The sequence below is a fragment of the Crenalkalicoccus roseus genome (genome assembly GCF_004761865.1).
Classification (GTDB): domain Bacteria; phylum Pseudomonadota; class Alphaproteobacteria; order Acetobacterales; family Acetobacteraceae; genus Crenalkalicoccus; species Crenalkalicoccus roseus.
On the sequence record NZ_SJDM01000031.1, the window covers coordinates 1 to 11636 of the forward strand.

Consider the following 11636-nt stretch of genomic DNA (forward strand, 5'->3'; position numbering starts at 1 on the left):
GCGGCGAAGGCGCGGCGGGCGGCGGCTTCCGCCCCGGCCTCGGCGGCGCGCGTCGCGGCCAGGGCGGCGTCGAACTCGGCCTGCGCGGCCGCGAGCGCCGCGCGGGCGCGGGCGCGCAGCAGGGCCAGCCACTCGGCCTCCGCCTCGCGCACCAGGCCGGAGAGGTTGCGGTAGCGGTTGGCCTGCCGGGCCTGCCGCGCCAGGCCCTGGCGCTGGGCGTCGAGCTGGCCGAGCAGATCCTCGGCCCGGGTCAGGTTGGCCTCGGCCTGGCGGAGCTTGAGCTCCGCCTCGTGGCGGCGGGCACGCAGCCCGGCGATGCCGGCCGCCTCCTCCAGCACCGCGCGCCGCTCCTCGGGCCTGGCGCCGATGATGGCGGCGACGCGGCCCTGGCTGACCATGCCGGAGGCGCGGGCGCCCGAGCCGATGTCGGCGAACATGGTCTGCACGTCGCGGGCGCGGGCCTCGCGCCCGTTGATGCGGAAGGTCGAGCCCTCGCCGCGAGCGATGCGACGGGAGATCTCGAGCTCGGCCGCCTCATGATGCGGCGGCGGGGCGAGGCCGGCGGCCTCCTCCAGCAGCAGCGTCACCTCGGCCAGGTTGCGCCCCGGCCGGGTGGCGGTGCCGGCGAAGATCACGTCCTCCATCTCGCCGCCGCGCATGGACTTGGCCGAGGTTTCGCCCATCGCCCAGCGCAGCGCCTCGACCACGTTGGACTTGCCGCAGCCGTTCGGGCCGACGATGCCGGTCAGGCCTGGCAGCACCTCGACCGTGGCCGGCTCGGCGAAGCTCTTGAAGCCGGCGATGCGCAGCCGCGTCAGGCTGGCGCGCGGCGCGGCGCGGAGGAAGGCCGGGGCGGCCTCCGGCTCCTCCCCGGCGAGCGCCGCGCCCTCCGCCCCCTCCGCCCCGCTCAAGCCCGCCTCGCCTCCTCGACCAGGGCGCGGAAGCGGTCGAAGCTGAGATTGCCCGAATGCATCACCGGCCGGGCGGCGGCGCGGCCGCGGAAGGCGAAGCTCGGCGTCGCCTGGATGCGGTACTCGCTCTCGGCGGCGGCGCGGCTCTCGAGGATGCCGCGCGCCAGCGCCTCGTCGCGCTGCACGGCCTCGAAGCGGGCGCGGTCCATGCCGGCCAGGGCGGCGAGCCGCGCCAGCTCCTCCGCCGGGTCGCGGGCGAAGGCCCAGCGGTCCTGGCTCTTGAGCAGGGTGCCGACGAAGCCCTCGTAGCGCTCGGGCGGCAGGGAGCGGGCCACCATGGCGCCGAGCAGCGCCACGCGGTCGAGCGGGAAGTCGCGCCAGATCCAGCGGATCTGCCCGGTCTCCACCAGCTCCCGCCGCACCTGCGGCCAGGTGTCGCGGTGGAAGGCGGCGCAGTGGCTGCAGGTGAGGGAGAAGAACTCCTGCACCGTCACCGGCGCCTCGGCGCTGCCGGCGGCGCGCTCCGCGAAGCGCGGATCGGGGGCCGGCGCCTCGGGCCGCTGCTGCGGCGCCGGCGGATCCTGCGCCCCGGGGTCCTGTGCCCGGGGCTCCTCGGCCGCCGCGTCCCGCGCCGGCGGGTCCTGCGCGCGGAGCGCGGCGGGGGCGAGGGTGCCGGCGGCGAGGGCGGCGAGGAAGGGTCGGCGGCGGAAGCGCATCGTTCCTCCGGAATGGCGCGGCAGGCGGAGGGGCCGCGGCGGGTGAGGGCCGCGCGACTCGCCCCGGGAACTCATCCGCGGCTCCGATAGACGCCCCGCGCCAGCTTTGCCAGCGCCGCGCGCAATTCGCCCTCCGGCACGCCGGAGAGCGCCGCCGCCACCGGCTCGGGCAGCGGCGCGGCGGGGGGCGGCGCGCCGGCGGCGGCGCGCGGCGCCGGGGGCGCGGCCTGCTGCACGAAGCGCAGCCGCTCCACCGCCAGCCGGCCGAGATGGGCGTTGATGCGCGCGGCGAGCTGCGGGGCGAGGTGGGAGAGTTCGAGCGCCACCGGCCCCGCGCAGGCGATGGTCAGCGTTCCCCCGGAGAGCCGGCGCGGCGCGGTGACGGCAGCCAGCGCCGGCCCCACCACCTCCGCCCAGTCGGCCATGAGCTGGGCGCCGGCGGGGCTGCGCTTCCTGAAGGCGGGGCGGGTCAGCCGCGGCACCAGCGCGCCAAGCGGCCGGGGCCCGCCCATGAAACGCCGATCCTCCCTATCCTCTGCCATGATGCATCCCGATCCCGCCGCCCGCCCCGACCCTGCCCGCCTGCTCGCCTGGTACGACCGGCATCGCCGCGACCTGCCCTGGCGCGCCCCGCCCGGCGGGGCGCCGCCCGAAGCATACCGCATCTGGCTCTCCGAGGTGATGCTGCAGCAGACCACGGTGGCGGCGGTGGCCCCGCGCTTCCGCCGCTTCCTCGCCCGCTTCCCGACCGTGGAGGCGCTGGCGGCGGCGGAAGAGGCGGAGGTGATGGAGGAGTGGGCGGGCCTCGGCTACTACGCCCGCGCCCGCAACCTGCACGCCTGCGCCCGCGCGGTGGCGGCGGCGGGCGGCTTCCCGCGCGAGGAGGCGGGGCTGCGCGCCCTGCCCGGCATCGGCGCCTACACCGCCGCCGCGGTGGCCGCGATCGCCTTCGGCGCGCCCGCGGTGCCGGTGGACGGCAATGTGGAGCGGGTGGTGGCGCGCCTCTTCGCGGTCGAGGAGGCGCTGCCCGCGGCGCGGCCCCGCCTCGCCGCCCTGGCGCGGGGCTTCCTCGAGCACGTGGCGGTGCGGGCGCGGCCGGGCGACTTCGCCCAGGCGCTGTTCGACCTCGGCGCCACCCTCTGCACCCCGGCCGCGCCGGCCTGCGCGCTCTGCCCCTGGCGCGGGGACTGCCGCGCGCAGGCCGCGGGCCTCCAGGCCGCGCTGCCGCGCAGGGCGCCGAAGCGGGCGCGACCGCTGCGCCACGGCGCGCATTTCCTGCTGACCGATGCCGCGGGCGCGGTGCTGCTGCGCCGCCGCCCGCCGCGCGGCCTGCTCGGCGGCATGCTGGAGATCCCCGGCACGCCCTGGCGGGAGGCGCCCTGGCAGGAGGCGGAGGCCCTGGCCGCGGCGCCGATCCCCGGCCTCGCCTGGCGTCGCCTGCCCGGCGCGGCGCGGCACGGCTTCACCCATTTCGTGCTGGAGATGGCGCTGTTCGCGGCCCAGGTGCCGCGCCTCGACCCGCCGGCGGGGATGGAGGCGCGCCCCCTCGCCGGGGCCGCGGCGGCGCTGCCCACGGCGATGCGTCGGCTGCTGGCCCTTGCCGAGGAGGCGGGCGCCGTGAGAGAGGCGGCGCCCCCTTCCATGGAGACGCATGCATGAACCAGGTCCTCGCCGCCCCCCGCGCCCGCGCCGCGCTGCGCTTCTGGGGCCTCGCCCTGCTCGGCTCGGCGCTGCTCGCGGCCAGCGCGCAGGTCAGCCTGCCGCTCTGGCCGGTGCCGGCGACCCTGCAGAGCCTCGCCGTGCTGCTGCTCGGCGCGCTCGGCGGGGCGCGGCTCGGCGTCGCGGCGGTGGCGCTCTACCTGGCCGAGGGCGCGATGGGGCTGCCGGTCTTCGCCGGTGGCGCGGGCGGGCCGGCGGTGCTGGCCGGGCCGACGGCGGGCTACCTGCTCGGCTTCCTGCCGGCGGCCTGGATCGCCGGGCAGGCGGCGCGGGGCGGCCCCTGGCGGCAGGCGGCGCTGCTGCTCGCCGCGCATCTCGCGCTGTTCGTGCCGGGCGTGCTGTGGCTCGCCGGCTTCGTCGGGCTGGAGCGGGCCTGGATGGCGGGCTTCGTCGTGTTCCTGCCGGGCACGGCGGTGAAGACCGCCCTGGCCTTCGCGGTGCTGCGCGCGGCGCGGCGCTGAGGCGGGCGGCACCGGTTCCGGGCCGGCGCCGAGGCCGCGCGGGTGCCCGGCCGCGCCGGGCATCCGGGCCGGCGCCTCACGCGGCCTCCGCCATCCCCGCCACGGCGAGGATGGCGGCGAGGCTCGCGGACATGCCGCGCACGCTCTCCCCCTTCTCGACGTCGATCCACTCCTCGAGCGAGTGCGCCCGCCCGCCCCTGCCGCCGGAGCCGATCCGGATGGCGGGGATGCCGAGGCTCATCGGGATGTTCGCATCCGTCGAGGAGGCTTCGAAGGCGGGCGCGTAGCCATGCGCCGCGACGGCGGCGGCGGCGAGGCGCGCGATGTCGCTTCCGGGCGGCGTACTCCCGGCGGGGCGGTCGCCGATCAGGGCGATCTCCGCCGTGATCGCGCCCTCGCGCGTCGAGCGGGCCGCGTTCTCCGCCGCCACCGCCTCCTCCACGCCGGCGCGGAAGCGCCGCTCCAGCGCGGCGAGGGTGGCGGCGTCCTGGGAGCGGAGGTCCACCTCCATCCACACCGCGTCGGGGATGGCGTTCACCGAGGTGCCGCCGCCGAGCAGGCTGACGCAATGGGTGGTGCGGGGGTCCTCGGGCACCTCCGTCCCGGCCAGCGCCAGCGCGGCGCGCGCCATGGCGTAGGCCGGGTTCACCAGGCCGAAGGCGCCGAAGCTGTGCCCGCCCGGGCCGCGGAAGGTGACGCGGAAGCGGCGCGAGCCGATGCCGCCCGTCACGATGCGCTCCACCTCCGGGCTGTCCACGGTGAAGAAGGCACCGATGCGGCCGCGCCAGCGCCCCTCGGTGAAGAGGTGGCGCACGCCGCGCAGGTCGCCCGGCCCCTCCTCCCCCACGTCGCCGACGAAGAGCAGGTCGCTCCGCGTGCGGATGCCGGCGGCGTCGAGGGCGCGGATGAAGGCGAGCAGCACGGCGAGGCTGCGCGTGTCGTCGCCGACACCCGGGGCGAACAGCCTCGTCCCCTCCCGCCGCACCCGCACCTCGGTGCCGGCGGGGAAGACGGTGTCGAGATGCGCGGCGACGCAGACCACCGCGCCGCCGCCGGCGCCGCGGCGCAGCCCCATCACGTTGCCGACGGCGTCCTGCTCCACCTCCTCGAGCCCGTGCGCGCGGAGCATCTCCAGGTAGGCGGCGGCGCGCGCCGCCTCGCCGAAGGGGGGTGCCGGGATCTCGGTGAGGGTGACGATGTCCTCGACGAGGCGGTCATGCTCGCGCTCCAGCGTGGCGACGGCGGCGCGGAAGCGCGGGTCGGCGAGGAGGGCGGCGATCTGGGCTTCGGGAGAGTGCGGCACGGCGGCCCCGGCGATGTGGCTGGCGCAGATCAGGAGAGAGGGCCGGCCGCGTCAAGCCGTGGCGCCCTGGCGGGGCCGCGGCGGCGATGGCGCCGCGCCGCCTGAGCCGCGCGGGCGGCAGCGCCGGAGCGGTGGATCGGCCGCCCTGGCGGATCGCGCCGGCGCGCGAGCGCATCCGTGGCGCCGCTCAGCCCCCGCCGAGCGCCTCGGCCCGGAACTCGTCCAGCACGCGCAGCCGCCCGCCCGGCGCCACCACGTGCCAGAAGGCCCAGCCGTTGCAGGAGGGCGCCTCCTGCACCGCCGCGCCGACCTGGTGGATCGAGCCCTGGGCGCGGCCGCAGCGGATCGAGCCGTCGGCGCCGACCGTCGCCTGCCAGCGGCGCGCGCGGTCGGTCAGCACCGTGCCGGCGGGCACCAGGCCGCGCTCCACCAGCGCGCCGAAGGGGATGCGCGGCTGCTCGCGCTTCGCCGGCGTGGTCTGGATCGCCGCCTCCTCCAGCGGCCGCACCGCGGCGAGGCGCGCGGCGGCGGCATCGGCGTAGCGTTCCTCGCGTTCGAGGCCGATGTAGCGCCGGCCGAGGCGCTTCGCGACCGCCGCCGTGGTGCCGGTGCCGAGGAAGGGGTCGAGCACCACCTCCCCCGGCGCGGTGCAGGAAAGGATCACCCGGTGCAGCAGCGCCTCCGGCTTCTGGGTCGGGTGCAGCTTGGCGCCCTTGCCGTCGCGCAGCCGCTCGGCGCCGGTGCAGAGCGGGATGAACCAGTCGCTGCGCATCTGCAGGTCGTCGTTCAGCGACTTCATGGCGGCGTAGTTGAAGCGGTAGCGGCTTTCCGGCCCCCGCGCCGCCCAGATCAGCGTCTCATGCGCGTTGGTGAAGCGCCGGCCGCGGAAATTCGGCATCGGGTTCGCCTTGCGCCAGATGACGTCGTTCAGGATCCAGTAGCCGAGATCCTGCAGCGCCGCGCCGAGGCGGAAGATGTTGTGGTAGCTGCCGATCACCCAGATGGTGCCGTCCTTGCGCAGCACCCGCCGCGCCTCGGTCAGCCATTCGCGGGTGAAGGCGTCGTAGGCGGCGAGGTCGTCGAAGCGGTCCCAGGCCTCGTCCACCCCGTCCACCAGCGAATCATCCGGCCGGCGCAGTTCGCCCTTCAACTGGAGATTATAGGGGGGATCCGCGAATATCGCGTGGACCGAGGCCGGCGGCAGGGTCCGCATCAACTCAACCGCGTCCCCGACCAGGATCTGGTCGAGGGGCAGATCAAGCCCCGTTCCCACGACAATCCCCCTGAGAAAACCCCCCCGACAGCATCGCCGTCGCGAGTCGCCGCGTCAACCGGAGCGTGGAAGCAGTTGATCCACGGGGGAAAAGCCGCGGCGGTGATGCGGGCAGGGCCCGTGCCGGGCCAGTGCCGCCCGGTGCCGGGGGGTGGGGTAGCCGGCATGCTCGGCGAAGCCATAGGCCGGCCAGCGCGCGCCGAGCCGCGCCATGGCCCGGTCCCGCACCACCTTGGCGAGGATGGAGGCGGCGGCGATGGAGAGCGAGAGGCCGTCGCCCCCCGTCACGCAGCGCACCGGGCAGGGCAGGCGGGGCGGCTGGCTGCCATCCACCAGGGCGAGGTCCGGCAAGCGGGGCAGTCGCGCCACCGCCCGCGCCATGGCGAGATGGGTGGCGCGCAGGATGTTCAGCCGCCCGATCTCGGCCGCCGAGGCGGCGCCGAGCGCCCATTCCGCGCGCCCGAGCGCGGCGGCCTCGCGCAGCGCCGCGAAGGCGGCCTCGCGCGCGGCGGCGGAGAGGCGCTTGCTGTCGTCGAGCAGCCCGGCGAGGGCGGGCGGCACGCCGCCCGGGAAGACCACGGCGGCGGCGAGCACCGGGCCCGCGAGCGGCCCCCGCCCGGCCTCGTCCACCCCCGCGACACGGCCGCCGGCCATCGCTTCCAGGCTGAAATCGGGCATGGCGCGAGCCTAGGGCGGATCGCGCGCGGCCGGAACCGGCCGCGGGCGCCCCCGCTCCGCGAACGGAGTGAAGCCCGCCGCGGGCATGTCCGCCGGCGCGGATTGCGGTTGCCGCCGGGCCGGCCGCGGGCGCAGGCTCCACCTCCGCAGGAGGAGACGCGCCATGCCCGACACCCCGGCCGCACCCCGGCGCCGGCGGCTGCTCGCCGACGAGCCCGCCCCGCCCTCGGTCTTCGTGGACGCGCCGAACATGCCCTGGGAGGAGACGCGCTTCCCGGGCATCCGGATGAAGCTGCTCTACAGCGACCCGGCGAGCGGCATGTCCACCATCCTGTTCCGGCTCGACCCCGGCGCCGAGGTGCCGCTGCACGAGCACACCGCTCTCGAGCAGACCTATGTGCTGGAAGGCCGCTTCGTGGACGAGGAGGGGGAGTGCGGCCCCGGCCAGTTCGTCTGGCGCCCGCCCGGCAGCACCCATGTCGCCCGCGCGCCGGAGGGGGCGGTGATCCTCTCGGTCTTCATGAAGCCCAACCATTTCGCCGCGGGGCAGGAATTCTTCACCGAGGGCAGGCGGACAAACGGCTAGAGCGGATCGCGGACGGCCGGAAGCGTGACTTTGCCCCGCAAGCAATGGGCTGGAGCCGTTCCCGCACCCGCAGCCGAGTGGAAACGGCTCTAGAGCAGGGCGAGCTGCGCCGGGCCGTCCGGCTCCGGCACGCGGAACTGCCCGCAGTCGAGCGGCTGGCGGGCCGGATCGGCGCGGTTCAGGCCGCAGCGCGCGCAGGCGAGGCGGAACCGCGCCGCCAGCATGGCGGCATAGGCGCCGGTGCCGCTCTGGCGCCGGCCGAAGCGGCTGTCGTAGAGCGCGCCGCCCCGGCTCTGCCGGATCAGGGACAGGACCCGCGCCGCGCGGTCGGGGAAATGGGCGCGCAGCCACTCCTCGAAGAGCGGCGCCACCTCGAGCGGGAGGCGCAGCAGCACATAGCCCGCCCGCGTCGCGCCGGCCTCCGCGGCCGCCTCCAGGATGCGCTCGAGCTCGGCGTCGTTGATCGCCGGGATCATCGGCGCGGCGAGCACGCCGACCGGGACGCCGGCCCCGGCCAGCGCGCCGATCGCGGCCAGCCGCCGCGCCGGGCTCGCCGCCCGCGGCTCCATCCGCCGCGCCAGCGCCGCGTCGAGGGTGGTGACGGAGAGGCAGACATGCGCGAGGCCGCGCGCCGCCATGCGGCGCAGGATGTCGAGGTCGCGCAGCACCCCGGCGGATTTGGTCACGACGGTCACGGGATGGCCGAACCGCTCCAGCACCTCCAGCACCGCGCGGGTGAGCCGCAGCCGCCGCTCCACCGGCTGGTAGGGGTCGGTGTTGGCGCCGAGCGCGACCGGGCGGGGGACGTAGCCGGGCCGGCGCAGCTCCTTCTCGAGCAGCGCCGGCAGGTCCGGCTTCACGTAGAGCAGGGTCTCGAAGTCGAGCCCCGGCGAGTGGCCGAGCCAGGCGTGGGTCGGCCTGGCGTAGCAGTAGACGCAGCCATGCTCGCAGCCGCGATAGGGGTTGAGGGAGCGGTCGAAGCCGATGTCGGGCGAATCGTTCCAGGCCATGGCGGTGCGCGCGGCATCGCGCAGCAGCGTGGTCGGCAGCGGCGGCAGCGGGCTTTCCCCGGCGCCCGGCGGCGCCTCGGGGCCCGACGCCTCCGCCCCGGCCAGCGCCGCGAGGCTGCCCCAGCCGTCGTCGAAGGCCTCCCGCGCCGTGCTCTCGAAGCGCACCGGTGGGTTGGAGAGGGCGCCGCGGCCCTTGCGCGCGCCGGCCAGCAGGGTGTCTCCTTCGCGCGCGGGCGGGGGCGGGCGGTCGGCCATGGCGATGTTCCTCCTCCGTTCGGGCAATCCTGCCGGGACCCGGGCCCGGCCGTCAAGAACGAAATGAGAACAGTTGGTTAAGGCGACGCTTGAACAAACCCTGTCCATCGTCCTGCCCACCCTGAACGCTGCGCAGTGCCTCGGCCCCACCCTCGCCGCCTGCGCCGAGGCGGGGGCGGAGCTGGTGGTGGCGGATGGCGGCAGCCGAGACCGAACCGCAGAGGTTGCCATCGCCGCCGGAGCGCGCCTGATCCGTTCCCCGCCCGGGCGCGGCGTGCAGCTCGCCGCCGGGGCGGCGGCGGCGCGCGGCGCCTGGCTGCTGTTCCTGCACGCCGACACCCGCCCCGCCCCGGGCTGGGCGGCGGCCGCGCGCGCCTTCATGGCCGAGCCGGCGAATGCCGGGCGCGCCGCCCATTTCGCCTTCGCCCTCGACGACCCCTCGCCGCAGGCGCGGCGGCTGGAGCGGCGGGTCGCCTGGCGCTGCCGCGTCCTCGGCCTGCCCTACGGCGATCAGGGGCTGCTGCTCTCCCGCGCCCTCTACGAGCAGGTGGGCGGCTACCGGCCGCTGCCGCTGATGGAGGATGTGGACCTGGTGCGCCGCCTCGGCCGCCGCCGCCTTGCCGCCCTGCCGGTGGCGGCCACCACCTCGGCCGAGCGCTGGCGGCGCGAGGGCTGGCGCCGCCGCTCGGCGCGCAACCTGCTCTGCCTCTCGCTCTGGTTCCTCGGCGTGCCGCCCGGCCTGATCCGGCGGGTCTACGGATGAGGTCAGCCCCCGCCGATCGCCCCCCGCGGCCGGCCGGGCCGCCGCGGGGCGGCTCCAGCGGGCATGGCGCGCGGCGGCGCGCGGCGGCACCCGGCGCCGGCGGCGCCGATGCCCGGCGCATCCGGGCACCGGCGCGGATCCGGCACGCTCCGCGGGCTCCGGCATGAGGGGCGACACGCTGATCCTGTTCGCCCGCGCCCCCCGGCTCGGGGCGGTGAAGCGGCGCCTCGCCCGCGGCATCGGCGCGCTGGCGGCGCTGCGCTTTTACCGCACCCAGCTCGCCGCGCTCTGCCGCCGCCTCGGGCGCGACCGGCGCTGGCGCACCGTGCTGGCGGTGACGCCCGACCACGCCCGGGCCCGCTGGCCGGCGCCGCTGCCGCGCCTGCCGCAGGGGCGGGGCGACCTCGGCGCGCGGATGCGCCGCGCCCTCTTCCGCCACCGGCGCGCGGTGCTGGTGGGCAGCGACATCCCCGGCCTCGGCGCGGAGGACATCGCCGCCGCCTTCCGCGCCCTCGGCCGCGCCGAGGCGGTGTTCGGCCCGGCCGAGGACGGGGGCTACTGGCTGGTCGGCCTCGGCCCGCGCCGCCCCGCCCGGCCCTTCGCCGGCGTGCGCTGGTCCACGGAGCACGCGCTGGCCGACACGCTGGCGAATTTCCGCCACCGCCGCGTCGTGCTGCTGCGCCGGCTGCGCGATGTGGACACCGCCGCCGACCTCGCCGCGCTGCGCCCTTCCGGTGCGCGGCCAGGGCGCCCGCCCCCCGCGATCCGCCCTACACGAACCGCCCGGGATCCATGATCCAGTCCCCGCGGTCCCAGGCGAGGAAGGCGCGCACCATCCGCGCCGCGCACCACAGCCAGACGATCACCAGCAGCGGCACCCCCACGACCGGCGCCGCCACCGGCGCCAGCATGCCGAGCAGCCCGAACCAGAAGGTGCGCACCCCATAGGCGTGGTGCGAGGACCAGAGCGTGCCCTTGGCCGGCCCCCACCAGTGCGCCAGCACCCCGGCGGCGAACCAGGGCAGCACCAGCGCCAGCCCGGCGGCGAAGAGCAGGTTCATCCACAGCACCCGCCGCCGCGCCCGCTCCGGGTCAGGCGCCGGGCCGGGCATGCGGGTGCCCCTTTCGCGGCGGCGCCGGGGCGTGGCGACGCAGCCAGTCCAGCGGCCCGGGCGTCGCCTCCCAGGCGGTGCGCGCCGCCTCGGCGACGCGCCGCGCCTCCTCCCGGCTGCCCCAGGCATAGGCGCCGGGCAGCGCCTTCGGCGTCGGCGCCTGCCCGGTCAGCGGGGGCGGCAGGTGCGGGTTGGCCCCGACCGCGCGGGCCAGCGCCGCCGCCCCCTCGCCATGGCGGCGGAAGGCGAGCGGCGCGGCGTCGTAGGGCCAGCCGGCATAGCCGTCCCCGGCGTACCGGGCGTGCAGCGCCGCCGCCTCGGCGTCGCGGCCGAGCGGCCAGCCCATCAGCAGGTAGCGCACCCCCCGGGTGTCGTCGGGGTTGAGGCGCCGCATGTCGCGCAGATCCGCCGCCGCCTCGTGCCGGCGGTGCCGGCACAGCTTCCGCGCCAGGCCGTGGCGGGCGCGCAGGCGGGGGCGCGTCTCGATGAGGCCCCGGACGTCGCCCGCATCCTCGGGGAAGGCGCCGGGCCCGACCGCAACCGTGCCCGCCGCCACCGCCTGCTGCCACAGCGCCAGCGCCGGCTCCGACCCCTCCGGCGCCGGCACGCCCCGGGCATCGGCCGGCGAGAGCGCCAGCGCCTCCCCGGCCGGGGCGAGGCGGCGCGCGCCGCCGGCCTCCCTGGCGCCGAAGCAGCGCTCCTGCGCCTCCGGCAGGCGTTCCTCGATCGCCGCCATCACCTGCCGCAGCCGCGCGATCGGCGCCCGGGAGGGCTTCCCGCCGCGTGCCATCCGCCATCCTCCCTCGCTTCCCGCCGCAGCCTCGCGCCGCGGCGGACGGCCTGTCCAGC

Annotated in this window: 14 protein-coding genes; 5 read left to right on the forward strand and 9 right to left on the reverse strand. The window is 77.6% G+C overall.

What is annotated here, in order from left to right; genetic code table 11:
* From ET526_RS15800 to ET526_RS22430, 3 genes are all read right to left on the reverse strand, one after another.
* Positions 1 to 818: AAA family ATPase (locus ET526_RS15800; RefSeq protein ID WP_158295610.1), on the reverse strand; the 818-nt coding region annotated here is incomplete at its 3' end.
* An 89-nt stretch (positions 819 to 907) separates the two neighbouring features.
* Entirely contained in the window at positions 908 to 1627 is a 720-nt protein-coding gene (locus ET526_RS15805; RefSeq protein ID WP_135468757.1) for a thioredoxin domain-containing protein, read from the reverse strand.
* 71 nt (positions 1628 to 1698) lie between these two features.
* On the reverse strand, positions 1699 to 2139 hold the full coding sequence (locus tag ET526_RS22430; RefSeq protein WP_275668646.1) for a DUF721 domain-containing protein: 441 nt from the start codon (positions 2137 to 2139) through the stop codon (positions 1699 to 1701).
* 28 nt (positions 2140 to 2167) lie between these two features.
* On the opposite strand from ET526_RS22430, the gene ET526_RS15815 reads away from it, so the two are divergent.
* On the forward strand, positions 2168 to 3286 hold the full coding sequence (locus ET526_RS15815) for an NUDIX domain-containing protein (RefSeq protein ID WP_135468762.1): 1119 nt from the start codon (positions 2168 to 2170) through the stop codon (positions 3284 to 3286).
* On the forward strand, positions 3283 to 3807 hold the full coding sequence (locus tag ET526_RS15820; RefSeq protein WP_135468766.1) for a biotin transporter BioY: 525 nt from the start codon (positions 3283 to 3285) through the stop codon (positions 3805 to 3807). The genes ET526_RS15815 and ET526_RS15820 overlap by 4 nt, the downstream gene beginning before the upstream one ends.
* A gap of 76 nt (positions 3808 to 3883) precedes the next feature.
* Here the strand turns inward: ET526_RS15820 and ET526_RS15825 are convergent, their stop codons facing one another.
* The 3 genes from ET526_RS15825 to ET526_RS15835 all read right to left on the reverse strand — a co-directional run bounded on the left by ET526_RS15825 (position 3884) and on the right by ET526_RS15835 (position 7061).
* On the reverse strand, positions 3884 to 5110 hold the full coding sequence (locus ET526_RS15825; protein WP_135468769.1) for a M20/M25/M40 family metallo-hydrolase: 1227 nt from the start codon (positions 5108 to 5110) through the stop codon (positions 3884 to 3886).
* A gap of 187 nt (positions 5111 to 5297) precedes the next feature.
* Positions 5298 to 6323 (reverse strand): site-specific DNA-methyltransferase, encoded by a 1026-nt coding sequence (locus tag ET526_RS15830; RefSeq protein WP_135468772.1) that lies wholly within the window; start codon positions 6321 to 6323, stop codon positions 5298 to 5300.
* Positions 6324 to 6437: 114 nt separating this feature from the next.
* The gene (locus tag ET526_RS15835; protein ID WP_135468775.1) at positions 6438 to 7061 is read right to left on the reverse strand and encodes a ribonuclease HII; all 624 of its coding nucleotides are present in this window, start codon (positions 7059 to 7061) and stop codon (positions 6438 to 6440) included.
* 163 nt (positions 7062 to 7224) lie between these two features.
* On the opposite strand from ET526_RS15835, the gene ET526_RS15840 reads away from it, so the two are divergent.
* The gene (locus ET526_RS15840; protein ID WP_135468777.1) at positions 7225 to 7647 is read left to right on the forward strand and encodes a cupin domain-containing protein; all 423 of its coding nucleotides are present in this window, start codon (positions 7225 to 7227) and stop codon (positions 7645 to 7647) included.
* Between the two features lie 89 nt (positions 7648 to 7736).
* On the opposite strand, the gene ET526_RS15845 is transcribed toward ET526_RS15840, so the two are convergent.
* A complete protein-coding gene (locus tag ET526_RS15845) occupies positions 7737 to 8912 on the reverse strand; it encodes a PA0069 family radical SAM protein (RefSeq protein WP_135468779.1) in 1176 nt (391 codons plus the stop codon).
* A 73-nt stretch (positions 8913 to 8985) separates the two neighbouring features.
* On the opposite strand from ET526_RS15845, the gene ET526_RS15850 reads away from it, so the two are divergent.
* Together ET526_RS15850 and ET526_RS15855 are read left to right on the forward strand one after the other, a co-directional pair.
* Complete coding sequence (locus ET526_RS15850) at positions 8986 to 9675, forward strand: TIGR04283 family arsenosugar biosynthesis glycosyltransferase (protein WP_135468781.1); 690 nt, start codon at positions 8986 to 8988, stop codon at positions 9673 to 9675.
* 163 nt (positions 9676 to 9838) lie between these two features.
* Entirely contained in the window at positions 9839 to 10471 is a 633-nt protein-coding gene (locus ET526_RS15855) for a TIGR04282 family arsenosugar biosynthesis glycosyltransferase (RefSeq protein WP_135468783.1), read from the forward strand.
* Here the strand turns inward: ET526_RS15855 and ET526_RS15860 are convergent.
* Both ET526_RS15860 and ET526_RS15865 read right to left on the reverse strand, forming a co-directional pair.
* Positions 10446 to 10787 (reverse strand): hypothetical protein, encoded by a 342-nt coding sequence (locus ET526_RS15860; protein ID WP_135468785.1) that lies wholly within the window; start codon positions 10785 to 10787, stop codon positions 10446 to 10448. The two genes, ET526_RS15855 and ET526_RS15860, sit on opposite strands and share 26 nt — an antisense overlap.
* Positions 10768 to 11577, reverse strand: coding sequence for a hypothetical protein (locus ET526_RS15865; RefSeq protein WP_135468787.1), 810 nt, complete (start codon positions 11575 to 11577; stop codon positions 10768 to 10770). Before ET526_RS15865 ends, ET526_RS15860 begins: the two co-directional genes overlap by 20 nt.
* Between the last annotated feature and the right edge of the window lie 59 nt (positions 11578 to 11636).

What these genes read in the sequence shown, in the direction of transcription:
- ET526_RS15820 (WP_135468766.1), top strand. Translation starts at nt 3,283, where the DNA reads ATGAACCAGGTCCTCGCCGCCCCCCGCGCCCGCGCCGCGCTGCGCTTC.
- ET526_RS22430 (WP_275668646.1), bottom strand. Translation starts at nt 2,139, where the DNA reads ATGGGCGGGCCCCGGCCGCTTGGCGCGCTGGTGCCGCGGCTGACCCGC.
- ET526_RS15805 (WP_135468757.1), bottom strand. Translation starts at nt 1,627, where the DNA reads ATGCGCTTCCGCCGCCGACCCTTCCTCGCCGCCCTCGCCGCCGGCACC.
- ET526_RS15840 (WP_135468777.1), top strand. Translation starts at nt 7,225, where the DNA reads ATGCCCGACACCCCGGCCGCACCCCGGCGCCGGCGGCTGCTCGCCGAC.
- ET526_RS15855 (WP_135468783.1), top strand. Translation starts at nt 9,839, where the DNA reads ATGAGGGGCGACACGCTGATCCTGTTCGCCCGCGCCCCCCGGCTCGGG.
- ET526_RS15835 (WP_135468775.1), bottom strand. Translation starts at nt 7,061, where the DNA reads ATGCCCGATTTCAGCCTGGAAGCGATGGCCGGCGGCCGTGTCGCGGGG.
- ET526_RS15830 (WP_135468772.1), bottom strand. Translation starts at nt 6,323, where the DNA reads ATGCGGACCCTGCCGCCGGCCTCGGTCCACGCGATATTCGCGGATCCC.
- ET526_RS15865 (WP_135468787.1), bottom strand. Translation starts at nt 11,577, where the DNA reads ATGGCACGCGGCGGGAAGCCCTCCCGGGCGCCGATCGCGCGGCTGCGG.
- ET526_RS15860 (WP_135468785.1), bottom strand. Translation starts at nt 10,787, where the DNA reads ATGCCCGGCCCGGCGCCTGACCCGGAGCGGGCGCGGCGGCGGGTGCTG.
- ET526_RS15815 (WP_135468762.1), top strand. Translation starts at nt 2,168, where the DNA reads ATGATGCATCCCGATCCCGCCGCCCGCCCCGACCCTGCCCGCCTGCTC.
- ET526_RS15845 (WP_135468779.1), bottom strand. Translation starts at nt 8,912, where the DNA reads ATGGCCGACCGCCCGCCCCCGCCCGCGCGCGAAGGAGACACCCTGCTG.